This window comes from Pseudonocardia sp. ICBG1293 (assembly GCF_020131355.1).
GTDB lineage: Bacteria > Actinomycetota > Actinomycetes > Mycobacteriales > Pseudonocardiaceae > Pseudonocardia.
Genome location: NZ_JAHLEL010000014.1, coordinates 362,319 through 386,164, shown reverse-complemented (window position 1 = coordinate 386,164; position 23,846 = coordinate 362,319). Strand labels below are relative to the sequence as shown.

Below are 23,846 nucleotides of genomic sequence, written 5' to 3'. Positions count from 1 at the left end.
CGGCCGGTCTCAGCGGCCGAGGGCCTTGCGCAGGTTCTGCACGCTGGTGTGCACGTCGCCCGCGGGGCCGTCGCCGGTGGGCGGGCCGTGCAGGATCGTGTCCTGCTCCAGGACGTGCCAGCCGTCGTAGCCGTGGGCGTCGAGGGTGGTGAGCACGCCCTCGAGGTCGACGTCGCCCTCGCCGAGCGGGCGGTACATGCCCGCGCCCACGGCCTCGGTGTAGGTCAGGCGGCCGTCCTGCACCTGGCGGGCCAGGCCGAGGTCGACGTCCTTGAGGTGGGTGTGCGCGACCCGCTCGGGGGCCCGGCGGGTCAGCTCGGCCGGGTCGGTGCCGCCGATGAGCAGGTGCCCGGTGTCCAGGCACAGCGCGATCGACGAGCCCTCCAGGACGCGCGCGACGTCGTCGCCGGTCTCGACCATCGTCCCGACGTGCGGGTGCAGCACGGCGACGACGCCGCGGGTCGCGGCGTACTCCGCGATCCGGTCCAGGTGGGACAGCAGCAGCGCCCAGCCCGCGCCGTCGAGCTCGGGGCGCGAGTCGTAGCCGGTGCCGCCCGAGTCGGCGGACAGCACCAGGGTGCCGGCGTGCGCGGCGTCGTAGCCGGCGAGCAGCGCCTCGACGCCGGGCAGCGGGTCGTGTCCGGGCACGTGCAGCAGGGTCGGGGTGAACCCGCCGACCGCGGACAGGCCGTGGTGCTGCAGCGTCGCGGCCTTGGCGGCGGGCGCGTCGGGCAGGAAGCCGTCCGGGCCGAACTCGGTGGCCGACAGCCCGACCTCGCGCATCTCGGTGAGCACGCGCTCCGGGTCGAGCTGGAAGCCCCAGCCGGGGACCTCGCAGACGCCCCAGGAGATCGGGGCGCCGGCGATCCGGGGACCGGTGGGAGCGTTCATCGGACTACCTCCTCGAGGCGCACGGGGCGCCGGGACCGCAGTGACGTGGTGGCGGCCTCGGCGATCCAGCCGGCGGCCATGGCGTCGGCGACGGTGCACGGCGAGGGCCGCGTCCCGGCGACGAGCTCGGTGAACGCGGTCAGCTCCGCCCGGAAGGCGGGGGCGAGCCGGTCCATGAAGAACGCGTGCGGGGTGCCGCCGGGGAAGGCGACCCCCCGCTCGACCGAGCGCAGCGGCAGCCCGGCGTCGAGGCCGACGGCGACCGAGTCGGCGTCGCCGTGCAGCTCCAGGCGCACGTCGTAGCCGCGCGGGTTGTAGCGGGAGTTCGAGACCACGGCGTGGCTGCCGTCGTCGAGGGTCAGGACCGCCTGGGAGGTCGAGACGTCGCCGATCTCGGCGAACACCGGGTCGCCGTGCGTGTCGCCGGTGGCGTACACCTCGACGACCTCGCGGCCGGTGACCCAGCGGATGGCGTCGAAGTCGTGCACCGAGCAGTCGCGGAAGATCCCGCCGGAGACGCGCAGGTACTCGGCGGGCGGCGGGGCGGGGTCCAGGGTGGTGGCCCGCACGGTGTGCAGCCGGCCCAGCTCACCGCCCGCGACGGCGGCCCGCGCGGCGGCGTAGCCGGCGTCGAAGCGGCGTGGGTAGCCGATCTGGACCCGCTCGTCGCGCCCGGCCAGCTTGGCGGCGAGCGCGACGGCGTCGTCGATCCGGCCGGCCAGCGGCTTCTCGCAGAACACCGGCAGCCCGGCCTCGACCGCGGCGAGCAGCAGCTCCGGGTGCGCCGGGGTGGCGGCGGCGATGACGACCCCGTCGATGCCGGCGGCGAGCAGCTCCTCCGGTGAGCCCGTGGTGCGGGCGCCGACCTGCGCGGCGACGGCGTCGGAGACGTCCGGGCGGGCGTCGGTGACGACCAGGGTGTCGACGGTGTCCAGCCCGGACAGGGTCCGCGCGTGGAACGCGCCGATCCGGCCGAGGCCGATGAGTCCGATCCTCATGAGGTGTCCCTAAGGTCGCAGGTGTTCGGGGTTGATGCCCCGGATGCCCGGGACGACGGGGTGTGGCTGATGAGCTGTTGCCGCTTCGGTGGCTCGGAAGGAATGGCCGCCCCGTCGTTCTGGACAGGCCTGGCCACTGATTCGGATCTGATGCGAACCGTCGCTGATTAGGGACCTGATGGCGGGTTGTCCACGGGCGTGAACTGCAACAACAGGAGTTTGTTCGTGGCGCGACGAGCAGTGGTCTGGATCGGGATCGACGTCGGGAAAAGGACCCACCACGCCTGCGCTGTCGATGCCGAGGGCAAGGTTGTGTTCTCCCGCAAGGTCGGCAACGACCAGGCCGCGATCGAAGCTCTGCTCGATCGGGCGTCCGCCGCGGCCGAGGACGTGCGGTGGGCGATCGATCTGACCAACAGCTATGCCGCGCTGTTGCAGGTCGTCCTCACCGCAGCCGACCAGCGGGTGGTCTACGTTCCCGGGCGGGTCGTCAACCGGATGAGCGGCGTGTTCCGTGGGGAGGCCAAGACCGACGCCCGCGACGCAAAGGTCATCGCCGACACCGCCCGCATGTCCGGCGCCGACCTCACCGTGGTTACCGCCACTGACGAGACCACTGCTGAGCTGCGTCGGCTCGTGGCCCACCGCGAGGACCTGATGGCTGACTGGGTACGCGGGGTCAACCGGCTGCGTGACCTGCTCGGGTCGATCTTTCCCGGTCTCGAGGCGGCCTTCGACTACTCCACCCGCAGCGCTCTGGTGCTGGTCACCGGGTTCCAGACACCGCAGGCGCTCCGAGACGCGGACACAGCCGGAGTGATCGAGTATCTGCACGCCCACCGGGCATGGGCACCAGGCATCCCCACGATGGCGGCCACCGCGGTCGCCGCAGCCCACGCCCAGACCGTGACCCTGCCCAGCGAGACGCGGACCGCGGTCCTTGTCGCCGGCCTGGCCCGGCGGCTGTTGGAGCTCGACCGGGAGATCAAAGACACCGACAAGCTGATCACCACCGTGTTCCGCACCCACCCGGACGCGGCGATCATCGAGTCGCTGCCCGGACTCGGCCCCATTCTGGGCGCGGAATTCCTCACCGCCACCAACGGCGGTGTCAGCAGCAGTATCGGCGCTGATGTCGGCTCCGAGCTGGGTGGCTTCGCCAGCTCGGGACGGCTGGCCTCCTACGCCGGCCTCGTCCCAGTGCCCCAGGACTCCGGCCGGATCAGCGGGAACCTGCGCCGCCCACGACGCTACAACCGCCGCCTGCGGCGAGTGTTCTACATGGCCGCGCTGTCCAGCCTCAAGGTCAACGGCCCGTCCCGGGCCTTTTACCAGCGCAAACGCAGCGAAAGAATGCTGCACACCCAAGCTCTGCTCGCCCTGGCCCGACGCCTGGTCGACGTCCTGTGGGCCCTGCTGCGTGACCGGAGAATGTTCACCATCACCGCACCACAACCCGCTACCGCGGCTTGACACCATCATTCGGATTCCTTCCCGGGGAGGGTGAGCAGGCCGCGCAGGTAGTCGCGGTTGGTGGCGCAGACACCGAGCGAGTCGCCGCCGTACTGCTCCATCAGGAACGGCCCGCGGAAGCCGAGTTCGACGGCGTCGCGCACCACCTGGCGGTAGTTGATGAGCCCGAGCTCCATCGAGGTCGGGGTCGCGGTGAACCACGAGCCGTCCGCGGCCTCGTCGCGGGTGTAGTTCTTGACGTGCCAGTACTTCGCGTACGGCAGCGTCTTGGCGTGCATGTCGCGCCAGTCCTCGATCGGCCGGTGCAGCCGGACCAGGTTGCCGATGTCGGGGTTGAGCCCGACGTTGTCCAGGCCGATCTCGTGCACGAGCTGCACCGCGGAGTCCGCGGTGCCGAGGTAGGTGTCCTCGTACATCTCCAGGGCCATCGGCAGGCCGACCGAGGCGGCGTGCTCGCCCAGCTCGCGCAGCCGGGTGACGGCGGTGGCGCGGGTCCGCGCGTCGTCGGGGTCCTTCCAGCCCGGTGCGGTCCAGAACCACAGCGCCTTCTTCTGGGCCTCGGAGAACGGGTGGTGCAGGCCGGTGGAGAACACCGACATGCCCATCTCCGCGGCGGCGTCGATGGTGCGGTGGGCGTAGTCGAGGTTGCGCTGTTCGCGGCCCGGCTGGAGCACACTCTGACGCTGCACGTGCACCGAGATGATCTCGACGCCGTGCTGCTCCGCGATCGAGAGCAGCTCGGCGCGGCGGGTGGGCTCGAGGTCGGCGGGGCGGATGTGGGAGTCGGCGAGCTCCAGCTCGCTGAACCCCAGGGCGGCGACCTCGGCGAACACCGCGTCCCAGCGTTCGGTGGGTGCGTCGTGCAGGGCGACCCCGTCCGGGCCGACCGGGGCGAACCCGTGCATGCAGACGGCGATCGGCCAGCTCTGCGCCGTCGGTGCAGGGGAGGGCGGTGGCATGGCGGCTCCTTCGGTGCACATGCGATGTGGGATAGATCCTATAGGATTGCTGCGCGAACTCAACCCCTTCGAGGACTCGGAGGTGGGTCAGCCGTCGTGCTCGAGGCGCAGCGAACGTTCCCGCACGTTGTCCAGGTGCCGGCGCAGCGCGGCGACCGGCTCGTCGACGCCGCCGGAGGTGAACGCCTCGACGACCGCGGCGTGCTCGGCGACGGCCTCCTCGACGTCGGGGACGCCCCGCAGTGCCGTCTGGCGCATCCGGTGCACCTGCGCGCCGAGTGCCTCCGACATCTGCGCCAGGTAGCGGTTGCCCGCGTGGTGCAGCACGACGTCGTGGAACTGGGTGTCGGCCGCGAAGTATTCGGCGGTCAGCGCGGGGTCGACCCGCCCCCGGGCGAGCGCGTCGGCCACCCGCTCCCCGGCCCCGGCGTGCCGCCGGTGGGCTGCGGCCAGCTCGTCGAGCAGGGCCGCCGAGGCGGGGGCGGCCATCCGGGCGGCGGTGGTCTCCAGCATCAGCCGGGCGTCGAACAGCTCGGCGAGCTGTGCGGCGCCGAGCGGGGGCGCGACCCGGTAGCCCTTGAGGGCCTCCCGCGTCACCAGCCCGGTCCGTTCGAGCTGCACCATGGCCTCGCGCACCGGGGTGGGGGAGACGTCCAGGTCCCGGGCGATGGTGTCGATGCCCAGCCGGGTGCCGGGCTCGAGACCGCCGGAGAGCAGCAGCTCGAGGATGCGCTCGTAGACGTGGTCGCGCAGCCCGCGACGCTCGATGCCGCCGCGCAGTCCCGGTGTGGCACTCATCGGGCTCCCTCCAGGGCGGCGACCTCGTCGAGGATCAGGGCGACGGCGCGCGGGTCGTGGGCGAAGCGGCCGAGGAACAGGCCGTCGACCCCGTCGGCGATCCGGGGCAGCAGGCCCGGTCCCGCGCTCCCACCGTAGAGGACCGCCGACCCCGCGACTTCCCCGACGTGCGCACGCAGCGCGGACCCGACCCGGCGGACGTGCTCGACCGGCGCGGGCGCGGGCGCGCCGATCGCCCACACCGGCTCGTAGGCGACCACCACGGCGCCCTCGTGGCCCGCCGCCCTGGCCGGCGCCAGGGCGTGGTCGACCTGGGCGCGCACGACGTCGGCGGCCCGGCCGGGCCCGGTGTGCCCGGACTCGCCGCCGCACAGCACCGGGGTGAGCCCGTTGCGCAGGGCCGCGTGGGTCTTCGCGGCGACGACGTCGTCGGTCTCGCCGAAGTGGGTGCGCCGCTCGGCGTGCCCGACCTCGGCCAGGGTGGCGCCGAGCTCGGCGAGCACCGCGCCGGACACCTCGCCGGTCCAGGGGCCCTCGTCGTGGACGGCGAGGGTCTGGGCGCCGACGGCGATCCCGGCCGGCCGTGCGATCCGGACCGACTCCGGGATCGACGGGAACTGCGGCAGGGCGAACAGCGCGGCCGTCCCCGAGGCGACGGCGGGGTGCCGGACGGCGAGCGCGGCCACCTCGCGGAGCCAGGAGCAGGTGCGGGCGTGCGAGAAGTAGGTCTTGAAGCTGGTCCCGATCAGCACAGACGGTCCCCGGCGGCCCGCACCACCAGCGCGAACGACACCGCGCCGGGATCGGGCGTGCCGATGCTGCGCTCGCCGTGGGCACGGGCACGCCCGATCCGGGCGGTCAGCCGCGCCGTGGCCCCGGCGGCCTCCTCGGCGGCGTCGGCGGCGGCCGCCCACGCCGCGGCGAGGCCGGTACCGGCGGCGACGCGCTCACCGAGCACCGTGGTGAACGGGACGATCGCGTCGACCATGGTCTTGTCGCCGACCGCCGCACCCCCGGCGTCGGTGACGGCGCGCCCGCCGTCGTGGACCGCCGCGGCGACGGCGGCCGCGTCCGGGGCGTCGGTGTCGCCGAGGGCGGCGCCGACGGCTTCGAGCAGCGCGGCCCAGATCGCCCCGGACGCACCGCCCGCGCGGTCGCCCCGCGCGGCGGCGGCGTGCCGGAGCACGGTCCCGGCCCCGGCGCCCGCGTCGGCCGCCGCCGCGGCGGCGTCGCGGGCGGCCCGGCCACCGCGCGCCATGCCGATCCCGTGGTCGCCGTCGCCGGCGACGCGGTCCAGCTGGCCGAGTGCGTCCGCCTCGGCGTCGAGCACGACGGCGACGGCGTCCAGCGCCGTGGCGACCCGCTGCCCGCAGGCCCGGGACGCGGGGGAGCCGGGGGCGGTGGCGGGTGCCGGGCCGGTCCCCGACGCCGACGCCGACGCGGTGGCCGCGTCGGCGGCCGACGCGGCCGCGCCGAGGGCCCGGTGCCCGGCGGGCACCGCGCCGCGGCGGAACCCGGGGGTGTCGCAGGGTGCGGTCCACAGGGTCTCCAGCTCGCCGCCCGGCCCGTCGTCGAGCCAGAGCAGGGTCAGCGAGGCGCCTGCCATGTCGAAGCTGGTGCAGAACTCGCCCACCTCGGGGTCGACGACCGTCAGCCCGGCCTCGCCGAGCAGCCGGTGCACCGCGCGGTAGACCACGAACAGCTCCTCGTACTTGACCGAGCCGAGCCCGTTCAGGATCGGCACCACCCGGCTCCCCGCGCCCGCGGGTCGCTCGGCCAGCAGCCCGTCGACCAGCAGCGAGGCCAGCCCGTCCGCGGTCGGGACGGCGGTCTCCTCGATGCCGGGCTCGCCGTGGATGCCCAGACCCACCGCCATCCGCCCGGTCGGGACGGTGAACAGCGGCTCGTCGGCGCCGGGCAGGGTGCACCCGTCGAAGGCGACGCCGAGCGAGCGGGTCCGCTCGTTGGCCAGCCGCGCCAGGCGCTCGACGTCGTCGAGGTCGTGGCCGGCCTCGCAGGCCGCGCCGGCGACCTTGAACACGCACAGGTCGCCGGCGATCCCCCGGCGCAGCGCGGGGTCGGCGGCGCTGGAGACGTCGTCGGTCACCACCACGGTGCGGCAGTCCACCCCGGCCTCGCGCAGGCGTTGCTGGGCGGCGTCGAAGTTCAGGACGTCACCGGCGTAGTTGCCGTAGGACAGCAGCACCCCCCGGCCGCGGTCGGCGGCGGCGGCGACGCCGTGCACCTGCGCGGTCGACGGGGACGCGAACAGGTTCCCCATCGCGGCCCCGTGTGCCAGGCCGGGACCGACCAGGCCGGCGAAGGCGGGGTAGTGGCCGGACCCGCCGCCGACCACCAGCGCGACCGTGGGCACGGAGGACTCGGTGGACCGGACGACACCACCCGGGGCCGCGCGCAGCCAGCGCGCCGAGGCCGCGACCAGCCCCGCGGTCATCTCGGTGGCGAACTCGTCCGGGTCGTTGAACAGGCGCGTCATCGCGGTCTCCTCGTCGGCGTCGACCAGAAGCCTAGATCCTATAGGAATTCCTGTGGGCGCACGGCGCGACGCCTCACCGCCCCCACACGGCCGACGCGGTGGGATGGGACCGTGAGCACGACTGCCCCGACCGGTCCGGACCCGATCACCCCCGCCCGCGACGCCGAGCGGCTCGAGCGAGCGGTGCTCGAGGTGAAGCGGGTGGTCGTCGGTCAGGACCGGCTGGTCGAACGGATGCTGGTGGGGCTCCTCGCCAAGGGGCACCTGCTCCTGGAGGGCGTGCCCGGCGTCGCGAAGACCCTCGCGGTGGAGACGTTCGCGACGGTCGTGGGCGGCAGCTTCTCCCGGCTGCAGTTCACCCCCGACCTGGTGCCCGCCGACATCCTCGGCACCCGGATCTACCGGCAGGGGCGCGAGGAGTTCGACGTCGAGCTGGGTCCGGTCGTCGCCAACTTCGTGCTCGCGGACGAGATCAACCGTGCACCGGCGAAGGTGCAGTCGGCGATGCTCGAGGTGATGGCCGAGCGCAAGCTCTCCCTGGCCGGCCGCGACCACCCGATGCCCGACCCGTTCCTGGTGCTCGCCACCCAGAACCCGATCGAGAACGAGGGCGTCTACCCGCTGCCCGAGGCGCAGCGCGACCGCTTCCTGTTCAAGCTCATCATCGAGTACCCGGGCGTCGAGGAGGAGCGGGAGATCATCTACCGGATGGGCTCGACGCCGCCGTCGCCCTCCCAGGTCCTCACCCCCGACGAGCTGGTCCGCCTGCAGCGCACCGCGGCGGACGTGTTCGTGCACCACGCCCTGGTCGACTACGTCGTGCGGCTGGTCGTCGCGACCCGGCTGCCGTCCGAGCACGGCCTGGCCGACGTCGCGTCCTGGATCGCCTACGGCGCCTCGCCGCGCGCGTCGCTGGGCATCGTGTCCGCCGCCCGGGCGCTGGCCCTGGTCCGCGGCCGTGACTACGTGCTCCCGCAGGACGTGCTGGAGGTCGCGCCGGACGTGCTGCGGCACCGTCTCGTGCTGTCCTACGACGCGATCGCCGACCAGGTGCCGGTCGACCACATCGTGACCCGGGTCCTGCAGACGGTTCCGCTGCCCCAGGTCAGTGCCCGGCCCGGGGGAGCCCCCGATGCCGCGTCGTCGGCGTGGCCGCCGCCCGCGCCGGGCGCGGGCCAGGGCCCGGCGTGACGGCGGGGTCCCCCGACCTCGTCCGGCTCGAGGCGTCCCTGCGGACCCTGGAGCTCACCGTCCGGCGGCGTCTCGACGGCCTGCTCCAGGGCAACCACATCGGGCTGCTGCCCGGTCCGGGCACCGAGCCCGGCGACGCGCGCCCGTACCAGCCCGGTGACGACGTCCGCCGGATGGACTGGTCGGTCACCGCCCGCACGACCGCGCCGCACGTGCGGGAGACGGTCGCCGACCGGGAGCTGGAGACCTGGGCGGTGGTGGACCTGTCGCGCAGCATCGACTACGGCACCGCCCGCACCGACAAGCGGCACCTGGCACTGGCCGGGCTGACCGCGGTCGCGCAGCTGACCACCGGCGGCGGGAACCGGCTCGGTGCCGTCGTCGCGAACGGGGAGACGACGCTGCGGCTGCCGGCCCGCGGCGGCCTGGCGCACGCCCGCGGCCTGGTCCGCCGGGTGGCCACCATGCCCGCGGCCGTGGAGGGCGTCCGCGGTGACCTGGCCGGTGCCCTCGACGAGCTGCGCCGCCCTCCGCGCCGGCGCGGGCTGGTCGTCGTGGTGTCGGACTTCCTCGGCGAGCCCGTCTGGGAGCGGTCGCTGCGGGCACTCTCGGCCCGGCACGAGCTGCTCGCGATCGAGGTCGTCGACCCGCGGGAGCTGGAGCTGCCCGATGTCGGGACCGTCGTCCTGGCCGACCCCGAGACCGGGCGGCAGCGCGAGGTCGACACCACGCCGCTGCTGCGTCGCGAGTTCGCCGCGGCCGCCGCCGAGCACCGGGACCGGGTCGCCACGGCGCTGCGCCGCTGCGGGGCCGGGCACCTGACGCTGCGGACCGACACTGACTGGGTCGCCGACATCGTGCGGTTCGCCGTCGCGCGCAAGCACGCCGCGGCCCCGCGCAGCAGTACCGCGGCCCCGCGCAGCAGTACCGCGGCCCGTGGCAGCGGCACGGCGGCCCCGTGGGGGCCGGCATGACCTTCACCGCCCCCTGGTGGCTGCTCGGCCTGCTCGTCGTGGCCGGGCTCGTCGTGGCCTACGTGTGGCTGCTGCGCCGGCGCCGTCGGGACGTCGTCCGGTTCACCAACCTGGAGCTGCTGGACTCGGTCGCCCCGAAGCGGCCCGGCCGGTGGCGGCACCTCCCGGCGATCGCGCTGATCGCGGCCCTGGCCGTACTGACCGTGGCGCTCGCCGGGCCGCAGGCGACGGCGAAGGTGCCCCGCAACCGGGCCACGGTGATGCTGGTGATCGACGTGTCGCTGTCGATGAAGGCCACCGACGTCGCCCCGACCCGGCTGGCCGCGGCGCAGGCCGCGGCCAAGCAGTTCGCCGACCAGCTCACCCCGGGTGTGAACCTGGGGCTGGTGTCCTTCGCCGGGACGGCGGCGGTGCTGGTGTCGCCCACGACCGACCGCAGCGCGGTGAAGAACGGCGTGGACAACCTGCAGCTCGCCGAGTCCACCGCGACCGGTGAGGCGATCTTCACCGCGATGCAGTCGATCGACACGTTCTCCCGGTCGCTGCAGGGCGGGCCGGACGCCGAGGGCGTGCCGCCGCCCGCCCGGATCGTGCTGCTCTCCGACGGCACCCAGACCGTGCCGGGGCCGGACGGGGAGACCGAGCCGCGTGGCTCGTTCACCGCGGCCACCGAGGCGAAGAACCGCGGCATCCCCGTGTCCACGATCTCGTTCGGCACCAGCTACGGCACGATCGAGCTGGACGGCGGGCGGACCCCGGTCGCCGTCGACGACGCCTCGATGGAGCGCATCGCGCAGCTCTCGGGCGGACGGTTCTTCACCGCCGCCACCGAGTCCGAGCTGCGCGCGGTCTACTCCGACCTGTCCGAGGCGCTGGGCTACGAGGAACGCGAGGTCGACGCGAGCAGGCCGTGGATGGTCGGCGGCTTCGTGCTGCTGATCGGTGGGCTCGGTGCGGGCATCCTGCTCGGGCGGCGGCTGCCGTGACCCGGCCCGCGGTGAGGGTGATCTCCGCCGACGGGTACCGGCCGGTAGTGCGTTAGGTTCTCCCCCCGTGGGACGCAGCGTGCTGGTGACCGGAGGAAACCGCGGCATCGGGCTGGCGATCGCGAGAGCGTTCGCCGCCCAGGGCGACCAGGTGGCGGTGACCTACCGCTCTGGGAAGGACGACATCGGGGACGGGCTGCTGCCGGTGCACTGCGACGTGACCGACGCCGGGTCCGTCGACGCCGCGTTCACCGAGGCCGAGGCCGCGCACGGCCCGGTCGAGATCCTGGTGTCCAACGCCGGGATCACCGACGACGGGCTGCTCATGCGGATGGCCGAGGACTCGTTCACCAAGGTCGTCGACGCCAATCTGACCGCGGCCTACCGGGTCGCCAAGCGCGCCTCCCGCGGCATGCTGAAGGCGAGGACGGGCCGGATGATCTTCGTGTCGTCGGTCGTGGGGTTCAGTGGCTCGGCGGGCCAGGTCAACTACGCGGCCTCGAAGTCCGGCCTGGTCGGGCTGGCCCGCTCGGTCGCCCGCGAGCTCGGCAGCCGGGGCATCACCGCGAACGTCGTCGCCCCGGGGTTCGTCGACACCGACATGACCCGCGCGCTGCCCGAGAAGCGGCGCACGGAGATCCTGGGGACCATCCCGCTGGCCCGCTACGCCGACACCGACGAGATCGCCTCGGTCGTCACCTTCCTCGCCTCGCCCGGCGCCGGCTACGTCACCGGGGCGGTCGTCCCGGTCGACGGCGGCATGGGCATGGGGCACTGAGCGTCGCTCGCGGAGCGACCATCGACACCGGGCCCACCGCGGCCCCGGCCCCGCAGAACTCTCGAAAGGACGTCATGGGACTGCTCGACGGCAAGCGGCTGCTGATCACCGGTGTGATCACCGACGCCTCGCTGGCCTTCCACTCCGCCAAGATCGCCCAGGAGCAGGGCGCCGAGGTCGTGCTCACCGGCTTCGGCCGGATGCGTCTGGTCGAGCGGATCGCGCAGCGGCTGCCGAAGCCCGCACCGGTCGTCGAGCTGGACGTGTCCGACCAGGGCCAGCTCGACTCGCTGGTCGAGCGGATCTCCCCGCACCTGGGTGACGAGCCCCGCCTGGACGGCGTGCTGCACTCGATCGGCTTCGCCCCGGCCGGTGCGCTCGGCGAGGGGGCCTTCCTGACGGCCGAGTGGGAGGACGTCGCCACCACGATCCAGGTCAGCGCCTACTCGCTGAAGTCCCTGGCCGTGGCGTGCAAGCCGCTGATGGGTCCCGGCGGATCGATCGTCGGCATGGACTTCGACAACCGGCAGGCCTGGCCGGCCTACGACTGGATGGGCGTCGCCAAGTCCGCGCTGGAGTCGGTCACCCGCTACCTGGCCCGTGAGCTGGGCCGCGACGGCATCCGGGTCAACCTGGTCGCCGCGGGCCCGGTGCGGACGATGGCCGCCCGGTCGATCCCGGGGTTCGCCGCGTTCGAGGACGTCTGGGACAAGCGCGCCCCGCTCGGCTGGGACATGAACGACCCGGTGCCGGTCGCGAGGACCGTCTGCGCGGCGCTCTCGGACTGGATGCCCACCACCACCGGCTCGATGATCATGGCCGACGGCGGGGTGCACGCCGTCGGCGTGTGAGGCCGGGGAGCGCGCGCACCGGGTGGCGTCGATAATCGGGCGCGTGCCCGAACAGTTCGACGCCATCCTGCTGCTCAGCTTCGGCGGCCCCGAGGCCCCCGACGAGGTCCGACCGTTCCTGGAGAACGTGACGCGGGGCCGCGGGGTACCGCCGGAGCGGCTCGACGCCGTCGAGGAGCACTACCAGCACTTCGGCGGGGTGTCACCGATCAACGCCCGCAACCGGGAGCTGGTCGCGGCGATCACCGCGCGCACGGACCTGCCGGTGTACTTCGGCAACCGCAACTGGCGACCCTTCGCCGAGGACACGGTGCGGGAGATGACCGAGGCCGGGGTCGGCCGGGCCCTGGTGTTCGCGACCAGCGCCTACGGTGGCTACTCGGCCTGCCGACAGTACCACGAGGACATCGCCCGGGCCCGTGACGCGGTCGGCGTCGCGGCCCCCGAGCTGGTCAAGCTGCGCCACTTCCACGACCACCCGGACTTCGTGCGCGCGAACGCCGACGCGGTGCGGGCCGCCTGGGCACAGCTGCCCGAGGACCTCCGGGACGCGGCGCGTCTGGTGTTCACCGCGCACTCCATCCCGACATCGGCCGACACGGCCGCCGGGACACCCGCCGACGGCGGGCACCGCTACTCGCGCCAGGTCGCCGAGGCCGCGGCGCTGGTCGCCGCCCAGGTCGGTGCCGACGAGTTCGACGTGGTCTGGCAGTCCCGCTCGGGGCCGCCGCAGGTGCCGTGGCTGGAGCCCGACATCGTCGACCACATCGATGACCTGCACGCCAAGGGGGTGCCCGCGGTCGTCGTCGCGCCGGTCGGGTTCGTGTCCGACCACGTCGAGGTCGTCTGGGACCTGGACAACGAGGCGGCCGAGCGCGCCGCCGAGCACGGCATGGGGTTCGCCAGGGCCACCACGGCCGGGCCGGACCCGCGCTTCGCCGACATGGTCGTCGAGCTGGTGCGGGAGCACACCGACGGCGTCCCCGCCCGGCGGCTGGGCACCGGCCCGTCCGCGGGGTGCACCCGCAACGGGGCGCCGTGCGCGGTGGACTGCTGCGTACCGCAGCGTCGGCCCGCCCGGCCGAGCTGACCCGCGGCCGGCCGTGGCGCCCCGGCGATCCGGCCGGTGTCACTGCCCGATAAGGACGATCATGTAACTGTTCGTCCGGATTGTTGCGGTTCGAGTGGCGATCGGGTGAGGTAGCCGATCATGTCCTCCCTCCCGTCCACGGTGCCGTCGCAACCCGGCGTGCTCGAGAACATCGAGAACTCGATCAACTCGGTGTTCGACCCCATCTCCTCCGGGCTGTCCGGCATCGTCTTCTACGAGGTGACCGTCCTCGGCGCCGACTTCCCGATCATCGTCGGCTGGCTGATCCTGGCGGGCGTGCTGTTCACCCTGTACTTCGGGTTCGTCCAGTTCCGCAACATCGGGCTCGCCCTGCGCATCGTCCGCGGCCGCTACACCCGTCGCGACGAGCCGGGGGAGATCACCCATTTCCAGGCGCTGGCCTCCGCCCTGTCCGGGACCGTCGGGCTCGGCAACATCGCCGGGGTCGGCGTCGCGGTCACCGTCGGCGGGCCGGGCGCGACCTTCTGGATGATCGTCGCCGGTCTGCTGAGCATGGCGACCAAGTTCGTCGAGTGCACCCTCGGGGTGAAGTACCGCGAGGTGCACGCCGACGGCACCGTGTCCGGTGGTCGATGCACTACCTGCGGATCGGCGTGGCCGAGCGCATCCCGAACGCCTTCGGCCGCGGCCTGGGGAAGGTGCTGGCGGCCGGTGCGGCGGTGATGATCCTCTTCTTCGGGGTCGCCGGCGGGAACATGTTCCAGGCCAACCAGACCTTCGCCCAGCTCCGCAACGTCACCGGCGGCGAGACCGGACTGCTCGGCAGCGGCGGCGCCGCGTTCGTCTTCGGTCTGCTGCTGGCGGCGCTCGTCGGGGCGGTCGTGTTCGGCGGCATCAAGTCCGTCGGCGCGGTCACCGGCCGCCTCGTCCCGGCGATGGCGATCGTCTACGTCACCGCCTGCCTGGTCGTCATCGCGGTGAACATCGCGCAGGTCCCCACGGCGGTCGGGCTCATCCTGGCGGGTGCGTTCTCCGCGGAGGGTGTCGTCGGGGGCGCGTTGGGCGCGATGATCGTGGGCTTCCAGCGGGCGGCGTTCTCGAACGAGGCGGGCCTGGGCTCGTCGCCGATCGCGCACTCGGCGGTGCGGACGAAGAACCCGGCCACCGAGGGCTACGTGGCCCTGATCGAGCCGTTCGTCGACACCGTGGTCATCTGCACCATGACGGCGCTGACGATCGTCATCGCCGGCACGCCGTTCTGGCAGCAGGCCCAGGCGACCGCGTTCGCCACCGGTGGCGACGAGGTGGCCGACGGCGTGCTCGTCACCTCCGACGCGTTCGCCACGGTCCTGCCGTGGTTCCCCTACGTGCTGGCGGTCGCGGTGTTCCTGTTCGCCGTGTCCACGATCATCACGTGGGGCTACTACGGTCAGAAGGCCTGGACGTACCTGTTCGGCAAGAACGTCGTGACCGAGCGCATCTACCAGGCGATCTTCTGCTTCTTCGTGATCGTCGGCTCGGTGCTGACCCTGGGGAGCGTGCTCGACTTCGCCGACGCGGTCCTGTTCCTGCTCGCGTTCTTCAACATCCTGGGCCTGTACGTGCTGGCCCCGGTGGTGAAGCGGGAGGTCCGCGCGTTCCGCGCGAAGCTGGCCTCCGGCGAGGTCACCGAGGTGGAGCCGTCCGAGCGCGCGATGCTCTGACCCGTCGGGTGGGCCCGGCTCAGAGCCGGGCCCAGGCCCGGGCGAGCAGCTCGTAGGAACGCAGGCGGTCGGCGAGGGTGGGGGCCACGGTCTCGACGACCAGCTCGTCGGCCTCCGCGGCCTCGACGATCGCGGCGAGCCGGTGTGCGACCACGTCGGCCCGGCCCACGACCCGGGTGCGCAGCCGGTCGTCCAGGGCGACCAGCTCGTCGGGGTCCAGCGGCGGGAGATCGGCCCGTTCGGCGGCGGTGGGGTAGTGGTGCCTGCCGCCGTCGAGGGCGAGTCCGCGCAGCCAGACGTCGTAGCCCGTGCCCAGGGACGCCGCCTCGTCGTCGGTGTCCGCGGCCAGTGCCGACACGGCGATCGCCACGTACGGGCGGTCCCGGTAGGGGCCGGGCACGAACCGTTCCCGGTACAGGTCGATCGCCTCCAGCACGGTACCCGGCCGGGAGAAGTAGGCGACGCCCATCGGCAGCCCGTTGCGGGCGGCGTAGTCGGCGCTCTCGCCCGCTCCGGCCGCGTGCACCCAGACCTGCGGGGGTACGGCCTCGAGCAGCTCGACCGGTGCCCCCTGCAGTCCCGGCTCCTTGCCGGCGAGCAGGCGCAGGAGCTGGTCGCAGCGCCCGGAGAACGAGCCCAGGCCGCGTTCGAGCAACCGGGCCTCGACGTGGGCGCGGTCGTGCTCGACCCCCACGGTGCGCGGTGTACGGGCGGCGACGGACCGGCCCAGCCCGAGGTCGGCACGGCCGCCGGACAGCGCCGAGAGCAGGGTGGCGTCCTCGGCCAGACGCAGTGGCGGGTGGTAGGCGACCGGCGTCGCGGCGACGCCGAGCCGGATGCGCCCGGTGCGGGCCGCGAGGTGGGACAGCAGGACCATCGGGCTGGTCGACCCGAGCGTGGGGGCGAGGTGGTGCTCACCGACCCAGTAGCGCCGCATGTCGAGCGCCTCGGCCTGCTGCGCGAGCGCGACGGCGTCGGCGACGACGTCGGCGGCGGTTCCGCCGGGCCGGACCGGGTTCAGGTCCAGGCACGACAGCGGGATCGTGGACAGGGTGCACTCCTGCGACGGGCGGGGTGCACGGTGTCGGCACCGGGGATCGTTCCCGGAATGTAGGCGCGCCGTGGGCGGAGGGTCAACGCGCCGGCGACCGCGGCGCAGGGATCACAGTGTCAAGGAATCATTGACGCCGACGCGCGGTCAACCGAACAGCGACACCCACGGACCGGGAGCCCGGGGGAGGGGTCGGCGCCCGCGCGGCTGCCGCCGTGCCCAGGACCGGCGGCACCTCGGCGCGGCCCGGGGTGAGCACCGGGACCGGCCCGCACCATGCCGGCGCCCCACACCGCAGTGGCCGGGGTGTCGCCCGGTGCAGCTGCCCGCGCACGGGCGGGCCCCCGTCGTCGACGCGGGCGCCGACGACGCCCCCGGAGCCCGCCTCGGATGCGCCCACTCGCACCCCGCCGGGACGGCTCCGGACATCCGTGGGCACCGTGGTCAACGAAACGTTGACGCCAACGATCCGTCGACGAAACGACGACCACCCGACCCGCCCACGACCACGGAAGCCGCCTCCGCGCCGGCCGGGGGCGGACGGTCCGGGGCTGCGGCCCCGCCGTGGTGGGCCCGGTGGGGGCTGGTCAGCGACGAGGGGGGAGGACCCGGTCCAGGGCGTCGACGACGGCGTCGGTGAAGGCGCCGCCACCGCCGTGCCCGGCGTCGTCGATGAGCCGCAGCTCGCTCCCCGGCCAGCGCCGGTGCAGGTCCCAGGCGATGTCCGGCGGACCACTGACGTCGTAGCGCCCGTGGACGAGCACACCGGGGATCCCGGCGAGCCGTGCCGCGCCGCGGAGCAGGGCGCCGTCGGGGAGGAAGGCGGCATGCCGCCAGTAGTGCGTGACCAGCCGGGCGAACACCAGCCGGAACGCCGGGTCGTCGTAGCGGGGGCTCGGCGCGTGGCCCGGCGCGAGGGAGACGTGGGTGTCCTCCCAGCGGCACCACTCACCGGCGGCGTGGGACCTCCGGGTCCGGGTCGGCGAGCAGGGTCGCGTAGGCGTCGACGAGGGGGGTGCCGCGCAGATGGGCGGGCACGGCGCCGGCGAACCGGTCCCACGCGGCGGGGAAGATCCGGCGCATGTCCTCGGTGATCCAGCGGACCTCCCGCGCGGTCGTCGTCGTGACCGCGGCGAGGACGAGCGCGTCGACGCGCTGCGGGTGGGCCCGGGCGTAGGCCAGCGCGAGGGTGGTGCCCCAGGAGCCGCCCCGCACCACCCAGGAGGGGATCGCCAGCAGCTCGCGGAGCCGCTCGATGTCGTCGAGCAGCAGCTGCGTGGTCTGGGTGCGTCCGAGGTCGACGTCGGGGTCGGAGGCGAGCGGCCTGCTGCGGCCGCAGCCGCGCTGGTCGAACAGCACGATCCGGTACCGCTCGGGGTCGAAGTACCGGCGCGCGCCTGCCGTGGAGCCCGACCCGGGGCCGCCGTGCAGGTGCAGGGCGGGGTGGCCGCGGGGGTTGCCGCAGGTCTCCCAGTACAGGGACTGGCCGTCGGTGGTGGTGAGGGTCCCGGCGTCGTAGGGCTCGATCGGCGGGTACCGGGGCACGGCTACAGCCCGGCCAGCAGGGCGGCGGAGTTGTCCTCCCAGGCGTTGTCGATCCGGATGTAGGTGCCGACGGTGGCCAGGGAACGGTGCCGGGTCTGGTGGGCGATGGCCCGGTCGGAGGCGCCCCGCTGGTGGGCGTAGGTCACGTGGCCCGCGCGCAGCGAGTGCGCGGACCAGGGGCCGGGGCCGATGTCGGCGCGGGCCACGGCACGCTGCACGATCGCGTTGACCGACTCGGGGTGCAGCGGACCGTCGGTGACCCGGTTCCCACGGGTGACCTTGCGCAGCACCGGGCCCTCGGTGATCCCGGCGGCGCCGAGCCAGGCCCGCAGCGCGGTGACCGGGCAGCGCGTGGCCCGGTGGGCGTGCGGGAGGACGACCAGCTCGGGCTCGGTGCCGTAGGGGTTGGTCTTGGACCGGGGGATCGACAGGACGCGTCCGCGGGGGTGGTCGGCGATGTCGGCGACGGTGAGCGCGGCCAGCTCCGAGCGGCGCAGCGCGGAGAAGAACCCGACGAGCAGCAGGGCCCGGTCGCGCAGCCCGGCGAGGTCCTCCTCGTCGGCGCGTGCCCGCGAACTGCGGACGGCGGGGCAGGCGTCGACGACGTCGTCGAGGTCGGGCGGCATCAACGGCCGCGCCTGCACCGGCGGGGCGCCGTGGGTGCGGCGGATGCCCTCCCAGACGGCGGTGACGCGACGGGCGTCGGTGGGGTCGGGCAGGTCGCGCATCAGGTGCACGAACCGGACCGACGACAGCCGGCGGCTGATGGTCCCGACCTTCGCCCCGGCACCCGCGAGCTCGGTGATGTAGCCCGACAGCGCCTCGGGGGCCGCGGGCAGCGGCCGGTGCCCGTGCCGGGCGCACCACCCGCTGAACTCCCGCCAGTCCGAGGCGTAGCCGCGCCGGGTGTTGGCCGAGCGGGCGGCGGCGACGTAGGCGGCCTCCTGCTCGGTCAGGGGCAGGTCCACCTGCGGTGCGAGCAGCTCGCCGCCGGGCACGGGGTCCGGCACGGGGTCGGTCACGGCGGTCATTCTGCCGGGCCCGGTGCGCGGGCGACGATCACCACGCCCGCCCCGCCCGCGCCCTGGGCGGGGAGCCGGACCTCGGCCTCGGGGCACAGCCCGGCGCCCTCGATGAGGTCCCGCAGCTGCTCGGGCTGCCACAGGTGGGTGATCCAGCGGACGGGCACGCCGCCGTAGGCCTCGGTCCGGACGAGATCGCCGTCGCCGACGTGGGTGGCCATGATCAGCCGCCCGTCGGGGGCGAGTGCGCGGGTGAAGGAGGCCAGGACCGGTGGCAGGACGTCGCGGGGCAGGTTGAACAGCGACCACCAGCCCAGCACCCCGGCCAGCGAACCGTCCGGGACCCCCAGCTCGGTCGCCGACCCGACCGCGAAGCGGCAGTGCGGGTGGAGCCGGCGGGCCTGCGCGACCATCGCGGGGGAGAGGTCCACCCCGGAGGCGTCGACGCCGCGCTCGACCAGGTGGGCGGTGACCTGACCCGGCCCGCAGCCGACGTCTAGGACCGGGCCGCGCCCCCGGACGGCGTCGGCGAAGACGTCCATGGCGGCGCGCAGCCAGGGGTGGGCTCCGACGTCGCCGATCCCGGTGTCGACGACCAGCTCGACGTACCGGGCGGCGACGCGGTCGTAGGAGTCCCGCACGGCGTCGAGATCGGCGGGACGGGGGACCGGTCCGGTCACGGGGGCACCTCCGGGGCGATCGTGGTCGCGAGGACCGATACCTACCACGCTGCCGGCGCCGTCGACCGTGCCCGGCTCGGGAGGTGCCGGTGATACCCCCGACGAGGTCCGCTCCCGGGGTGCGGCGGGCGGGGACGCCGGTGGGTCGCCGCCGGACGCGGGCGGAGGGGGTCTCGGCGGTCGCGACGGGGACGATGCGCCGCGGCGCCGGTCCGACCCGGCGAGGGCGTCGAGCGCCGACCGAGGGTGGATCGCGTGATTGACTGGGGGCATGCCCGCCGCAGGCACGCACGTCAAGAGCGATCAGCGCCGTGAGGCCGTGCTGGACGCCGCCATCGCCTGCTTCGCGCGCCGGGGGCTGTACGGAACCACGACGCAGGAGATCGCCGACCGGGCCGGGATCTCCCAGCCCTACGTGGCCCGCCTGTTCCCCGGCAAGGAGGCGTTGTTCGTCGAGGCGGTCCGCCGGGTCTCGCGGCTCCTGTCCGAGGCGCTGCGGGCCCATGCCACGCGGATCGGGAGCCCGGACACCGGCCGCGACGGCGCGCTGCGGGCGACGAGGGCGGCCTGGGCGGGGATCATCGGTGACCGCGACGTCCTGCGCTTCCTCCTCCAGGCCAACTGCGCTGCGACCGAGCCGTCGGTGGGCGCCGCCGTACGGGCCTGCTACGCGAGCCAGGTGGCACTGGTCGGTGAGCTCCTGGGCGGGGACGAGCAGGTCGTCCGTCACTGGTTCGCCGACGGCATGCTCGACACCGTGGTCGCCGCGCTGGACCTGCAGGAGACCGACGAGCCGTGGGCCCGTGTGCTGCGCGGGTGAGCCCACGCGCGTCGTGCCGGCTCATCGGGAGGGGCGGTGGCCGTCGACGGCGAGGTGCCGGGCGGACTCGCGGTCCCGTCGAGGCGGGCGCGGCCCCCTCAGGTGCCGAAAGGAGCACTGAGGTCGGAGCCGGACGTCACATCGTCCGGTGCGAGTGCCTCGATCGCCACCAACGGGTTCCAGTAGTCCAGGTAGTGGGTGATGCGGGCGTCGTCATCGGTCCGGACGACCGAGATGCAGGTCTGCTCGTAGGGCTTGCCGGTCGGCCGCGCCGTACCCGTCGAACGGAACTCGGCGATCACGAGGCTCGGATCGACGGTCTCGTGGAAGACCAGATCGACGAACTCCACGTCGAAGGTCTCGGGGAAACGACGCATGTGCGCGATCAGCGCATCGCGTCCGGCGACCCGTGGCGACACGCCGGCCGGGGCGAACGGGAACTCGAGCACCGCGTCCGGGGCGAACAGCTCCACCCATTCGTCGACGCGTCCCGCGGCGGTCAGCCGTAGGTGCTCGGCCACAGCGTGCTGCGCCGCCGCACGACGGTCGGCGATGTCGTCCACGACCATGCCCACTCCTTAGAGGTCATTTCAGAACGAGGTCGACGTGTCTGTTGTAGACGACAAGCGGCTATCTGACCTGCCGTTTGATCTGTCGTCGAGGGGTCAATGGAAACTCGACAAGTCGTTCTGAAACGACCTCTTAGAGGTCGCGCGGATTGGTTGGTGATCATGGACGTCGTGCAGGTCGGGCGTTCCAGCGGTGTGTGGTCCAGGCCTGCCGAATCAAGCTACGGAGTGTGACGATCGTGTCGGCGAGGTCGAAGAACGCGTCGACGACGATTTCTCGTCGTTCGTAGCAGCGCTGCAGCCGGTTGAAGCTGTTGTGCCAAGCGTTGGTCCGCTCGACGTGCCAGCGGCGGGTGGCCTGGATCGGCGCTTTCTCACCCTTGTGCGCGATCTCGCCGTGCAGGCCTCGTTCGGCCAGCGTGTCGCGGGTCTTGCCGGAGTCATAGCCGGCGTCGAGGTGCACGGTGATGTCGTCGGGCAGCGGGCCGAGAGCATCGAGGCGGTCGAGGGTGGGGCCCAGTAGCGGGGAGTCGTGCCGGTTGGCTCCGGCCAGGACTCGGCCCAGCGGGATGCCGTATCCCTCGACGAGCACCGAACGTTTCATACCCTGTTTGCGCCGGTCCACCGGCGACGGACCGGCGACCTCGCCGCCGCCGGGGGCCTTGGTGATGGCGCCATCGACGGCGATGTCGTGCAGCAGCAGACCGACGATGCGGTCGTAGGCGTCCAGGACGATCCGACGCAGCTGGGCGAAGACCCCGAGCCTGATCCACTCGTCACGACGATCGCGGATGGTGGTCGCCGAGCAGGTGCTGTCAGCGATGCCCTCATACGAGCAGCCGAACCGCAGTACCTGCAGGAGCTTGTCGAACACGATCCGATCCGCGATCCGGCGGCGATGGCAGCCCAGCGGATGGGTGGGATCGAACTCGTCTCGATGAGGCAGCAGCGCGGTGAACTGGTCCCACAACGGCTCGGTCAGCCATGATGGCAGGGTGGGCACGCGGCCTCCAGACGATCACGAAGCGTAGATAACTTCATGATCGGCAGGCCCGTACCCGCCCTCGCCCCCAGACACTCGACCGCGGCCAAGCTGTGACCAATCCGCGCGACCTCTTAGTTAGTGAGGGATTCATAACATACGTCGACGACGCGACCACGTCGAACCTCGGCCGGTTCCCCTCCTCCCGGGGTGACCACGCCGTCCAGCACGGTCCGGGGCGCTACGGCCGGACGTCGGGTAGCTCTGTCCCGATGGTCGCGACCCGCTGTGCCACCCGGTAGGCGCCGGCGATACGCGCGGGGACGGACGGGTCGCCGCGCAGCTCGAACGGGTCCTCGTCGGAGGTCCGACCGGCGCGGGCCGCCCGGGCGGCGCGTATCGCGGCGCGCCAGCCGCCGACGTAGGTGAGATCGGCGGTGCCCGATGGTTCCAGGGAGAACCGCGCCCCGGTGCCGCGCTCGAACGCCAGCACCCAGTACACGGTGCCGCCGTCCGGAGCGTCGTGCAGCTCGTAGGCGATCGTGTAGTCGCGGTCCAGCGCCGCGCACGCCTCCCGGACGTCGGGCGAGCGTCGCAGCAGATCGTTCATCCGCACCACGTGCTCGCCCGACATGAACACCACTGTGGACATCCTGCCGCCTCCCCGGGGCGTCGCGCTCCACGTCGTGCCCGGCTCATCCCATGACGGTGCCGCTGCTGCTGTTGACCGCACGCCGTCGGGAGAAGGCCGCGAGATCGATCTCGGCGCCGGTGTGCTCGGCGAGGAACCGGACGGGCTCGGCGTCGTGATCGCCCCCGCTCTCGACCCGGTCGATGATCGCCGTCATGAGCCGGCCGACGACGGGGGCGTTCTTGAACTGGTTACCGCTGGTCCCGACCGCGACGTAGAAGCCGGGCAGGTCGGTCCGGTCGTAGACCGGGGTCCAGTCGTCGGTGACGTCGTACACCCCGACCACCCCGCGGGCGCGGTGCGGGACCTGCAGCTCCGGCAGCCGTCGCGCCGCCCGCACGGTCTGGGCCTCGAAGACCTCCATGGTGGCGTCCGGATGCGCGTCGTCGGGACACTCCAGCCACTGGAAGGGGTCGCACTCGGGTTCGGTGCCGCCGACGAGCAGCCCCCCGCCGACCTCGCCGCGCAGGTAGACACCGAGGTCCAGGTCGGCGACCGAGATGCTCGCGCCGCCCTCCGGATGCAGACCCGCCGGAGCGCGGACGTGGGCGACCTCCTGACGCATCGGCGTCAGCGAGATCGTGAAGTCCGAGCCCACCCCGGCGAGCCGGTTGATCGCCGACGACCAGGGGCCCGCTGCGTTGACGACCACGTCCGCGTCGACCCGGGTCCCGTCGTCGAGCAGGACCGCACGGACCCGGTCGCCGCGCTCGATCGCCGTGACCGTGCGGCGCAGGAGGAACCGGGCGCCGTGACGCTCCGCGGCCCACGCGAGGTTGTGCGCCGCGAGCTGCGGATCGCTGACGTAGCCCGCGTCTGGTGTGTACACCGCCCCGACGGTGCCCTGCGCGTCGTCGAAGAAGCGCTCGTCGGTGAGGGACCTCGGCGGCCAGTAGCGGCCGACGTCGATACCCGGGATGCGCTGCGCGAGCGTCGCGGCGTCCCACTCCTCGAAGGGCACGCCCGCCTGCTCCAGGTGCGGGACGAACATGCTGCGCGGGGCCGCGTCGACGTCGAGCACGGCCAGCCCGGTGCGGACGTACCGGATCATCCCGGCCGGGTCCTCGCCACCGAGATGGTCGGCCCACGACTCCCAGGCGAACCGGGACTCCCAGGCCGCCGCGACCCCGGCGCGGGTGGAGAAGTTGAATCGGACCACGGCGCTCGACGCGCTGGTCGAGCCGTGCCCGACCCCGCCCGCCTTGTCGACGACGACGACCCGCCGACCGCCGCGGGCGAGTTCGAGTGCGATCGAGGAGCCGACCACTCCGGCTCCGATGACCACGGTGTCAGTTCTCATGGGTGTCCTTGTCCG

Annotated in this window: 23 protein-coding genes and 1 pseudogene; 9 read left to right on the top strand and 15 right to left on the bottom strand. The window is 73.6% G+C overall.

Annotated elements, in window-relative coordinates:
• Positions 1-9 precede the first annotated feature (9 nt).
• Positions 10-891, bottom strand: a complete 882-nt coding sequence (locus tag KPF47_RS10120; protein ID WP_224388365.1) for a sugar phosphate isomerase/epimerase — start codon at positions 889-891, stop codon at positions 10-12.
• A complete protein-coding gene (locus tag KPF47_RS10115) occupies positions 888-1,889 on the bottom strand; it encodes a Gfo/Idh/MocA family oxidoreductase (RefSeq protein ID WP_224388363.1) in 1,002 nt (333 codons plus the stop codon). The genes KPF47_RS10120 and KPF47_RS10115 overlap by 4 nt, the downstream gene beginning before the upstream one ends.
• Before the next feature lie 225 nt (positions 1,890-2,114).
• Between KPF47_RS10115 and KPF47_RS10110 the strand changes: the two genes are divergently transcribed.
• Complete coding sequence (locus tag KPF47_RS10110; RefSeq protein WP_224386790.1) at positions 2,115-3,362, top strand: IS110 family transposase; 1,248 nt, start codon at positions 2,115-2,117, stop codon at positions 3,360-3,362.
• A gap of 5 nt (positions 3,363-3,367) precedes the next feature.
• Here the strand turns inward: KPF47_RS10110 and KPF47_RS10105 are convergent, their stop codons facing one another.
• The 4 genes from KPF47_RS10105 to KPF47_RS10090 form a co-directional block, all read right to left on the bottom strand.
• Positions 3,368-4,321 (bottom strand): sugar phosphate isomerase/epimerase, encoded by a 954-nt coding sequence (locus KPF47_RS10105; protein WP_224388361.1) that lies wholly within the window; start codon positions 4,319-4,321, stop codon positions 3,368-3,370.
• Between the two features lie 87 nt (positions 4,322-4,408).
• Positions 4,409-5,119: a GntR family transcriptional regulator gene (locus KPF47_RS10100; protein WP_224388359.1), complete on the bottom strand. Its 711-nt coding sequence runs from the start codon at positions 5,117-5,119 to the stop codon at positions 4,409-4,411.
• The gene (locus tag KPF47_RS10095; RefSeq protein WP_224388357.1) at positions 5,116-5,871 is read right to left on the bottom strand and encodes a triose-phosphate isomerase family protein; all 756 of its coding nucleotides are present in this window, start codon (positions 5,869-5,871) and stop codon (positions 5,116-5,118) included. The genes KPF47_RS10100 and KPF47_RS10095 overlap by 4 nt, the downstream gene beginning before the upstream one ends.
• Positions 5,865-7,616 carry a dihydroxyacetone kinase family protein gene (locus KPF47_RS10090; RefSeq protein WP_224388355.1) on the bottom strand — a complete coding sequence of 584 codons (1,752 nt, stop codon included), beginning with the start codon at positions 7,614-7,616 and terminating at the stop codon, positions 5,865-5,867. The genes KPF47_RS10095 and KPF47_RS10090 overlap by 7 nt, the downstream gene beginning before the upstream one ends.
• Positions 7,617-7,727: 111 nt before the next feature.
• Between KPF47_RS10090 and KPF47_RS10085 the strand changes: the two genes are divergently transcribed.
• From KPF47_RS10085 to KPF47_RS10055, 7 genes and pseudogenes are all read left to right on the top strand, one after another.
• Positions 7,728-8,807 (top strand): MoxR family ATPase, encoded by a 1,080-nt coding sequence (locus KPF47_RS10085; RefSeq protein ID WP_224388353.1) that lies wholly within the window; start codon positions 7,728-7,730, stop codon positions 8,805-8,807.
• Positions 8,804-9,781 (top strand): DUF58 domain-containing protein, encoded by a 978-nt coding sequence (locus KPF47_RS10080; protein WP_224388351.1) that lies wholly within the window; start codon positions 8,804-8,806, stop codon positions 9,779-9,781. Before KPF47_RS10085 ends, KPF47_RS10080 begins: the two co-directional genes overlap by 4 nt.
• Positions 9,778-10,767 (top strand): VWA domain-containing protein, encoded by a 990-nt coding sequence (locus KPF47_RS10075; protein ID WP_224388349.1) that lies wholly within the window; start codon positions 9,778-9,780, stop codon positions 10,765-10,767. Before KPF47_RS10080 ends, KPF47_RS10075 begins: the two co-directional genes overlap by 4 nt.
• A gap of 67 nt (positions 10,768-10,834) precedes the next feature.
• Positions 10,835-11,545 (top strand): 3-oxoacyl-ACP reductase FabG, encoded by a 711-nt coding sequence (gene fabG / locus KPF47_RS10070; protein ID WP_224388347.1) that lies wholly within the window; start codon positions 10,835-10,837, stop codon positions 11,543-11,545.
• A 74-nt stretch (positions 11,546-11,619) separates the two neighbouring features.
• Complete coding sequence (fabI, locus tag KPF47_RS10065) at positions 11,620-12,396, top strand: enoyl-ACP reductase FabI (protein WP_224388345.1); 777 nt, start codon at positions 11,620-11,622, stop codon at positions 12,394-12,396.
• A gap of 43 nt (positions 12,397-12,439) precedes the next feature.
• Entirely contained in the window at positions 12,440-13,486 is a 1,047-nt protein-coding gene (locus tag KPF47_RS10060; protein WP_224388343.1) for a ferrochelatase, read from the top strand.
• Between the two features lie 120 nt (positions 13,487-13,606).
• Positions 13,607-15,171 (top strand): annotated as a pseudogene (locus KPF47_RS10055) (alanine/glycine:cation symporter family protein).
• Positions 15,172-15,190: 19 nt separating this feature from the next.
• Here KPF47_RS10055 and KPF47_RS10050 read toward each other — a convergent pair.
• The 5 genes from KPF47_RS10050 to KPF47_RS10030 all read right to left on the bottom strand — a co-directional run bounded on the left by KPF47_RS10050 (position 15,191) and on the right by KPF47_RS10030 (position 19,469).
• Positions 15,191-16,198, bottom strand: coding sequence for an MsnO8 family LLM class oxidoreductase (locus KPF47_RS10050; RefSeq protein ID WP_255659463.1), 1,008 nt, complete (start codon positions 16,196-16,198; stop codon positions 15,191-15,193).
• Between the two features lie 611 nt (positions 16,199-16,809).
• Positions 16,810-17,085: a hypothetical protein gene (locus KPF47_RS10045; protein ID WP_224388341.1), complete on the bottom strand. Its 276-nt coding sequence runs from the start codon at positions 17,083-17,085 to the stop codon at positions 16,810-16,812.
• 85 nt (positions 17,086-17,170) lie between these two features.
• Positions 17,171-17,767, bottom strand: a complete 597-nt coding sequence (locus KPF47_RS10040; RefSeq protein ID WP_224388340.1) for an alpha/beta fold hydrolase — start codon at positions 17,765-17,767, stop codon at positions 17,171-17,173.
• A 2-nt stretch (positions 17,768-17,769) separates the two neighbouring features.
• Positions 17,770-18,789 (bottom strand): site-specific integrase, encoded by a 1,020-nt coding sequence (locus KPF47_RS10035; RefSeq protein ID WP_224388338.1) that lies wholly within the window; start codon positions 18,787-18,789, stop codon positions 17,770-17,772.
• 5 nt (positions 18,790-18,794) lie between these two features.
• A complete protein-coding gene (locus tag KPF47_RS10030) occupies positions 18,795-19,469 on the bottom strand; it encodes a class I SAM-dependent methyltransferase (protein ID WP_224388336.1) in 675 nt (224 codons plus the stop codon).
• Between the two features lie 271 nt (positions 19,470-19,740).
• Here KPF47_RS10030 and KPF47_RS10025 point away from each other — a divergent pair, with 271 nt between their 5' ends.
• Positions 19,741-20,289 (top strand): TetR/AcrR family transcriptional regulator, encoded by a 549-nt coding sequence (locus tag KPF47_RS10025; protein WP_224388334.1) that lies wholly within the window; start codon positions 19,741-19,743, stop codon positions 20,287-20,289.
• 98 nt (positions 20,290-20,387) lie between these two features.
• Here KPF47_RS10025 and KPF47_RS10020 read toward each other — a convergent pair whose 3' ends face one another.
• From KPF47_RS10020 to KPF47_RS10005, 4 genes are all read right to left on the bottom strand, one after another.
• Positions 20,388-20,858, bottom strand: a complete 471-nt coding sequence (locus KPF47_RS10020) for a nuclear transport factor 2 family protein (RefSeq protein ID WP_224388332.1) — start codon at positions 20,856-20,858, stop codon at positions 20,388-20,390.
• 160 nt (positions 20,859-21,018) lie between these two features.
• Entirely contained in the window at positions 21,019-21,861 is an 843-nt protein-coding gene (locus tag KPF47_RS10015) for an IS5 family transposase (RefSeq protein WP_224386276.1), read from the bottom strand.
• A 220-nt stretch (positions 21,862-22,081) separates the two neighbouring features.
• Positions 22,082-22,492 carry a hypothetical protein gene (locus KPF47_RS10010; RefSeq protein WP_224388330.1) on the bottom strand — a complete coding sequence of 137 codons (411 nt, stop codon included), beginning with the start codon at positions 22,490-22,492 and terminating at the stop codon, positions 22,082-22,084.
• A gap of 43 nt (positions 22,493-22,535) precedes the next feature.
• On the bottom strand, positions 22,536-23,831 hold the full coding sequence (locus KPF47_RS10005; RefSeq protein ID WP_224388328.1) for an FAD-binding oxidoreductase: 1,296 nt from the start codon (positions 23,829-23,831) through the stop codon (positions 22,536-22,538).
• Positions 23,832-23,846: the final 15 nt, after the last annotated feature.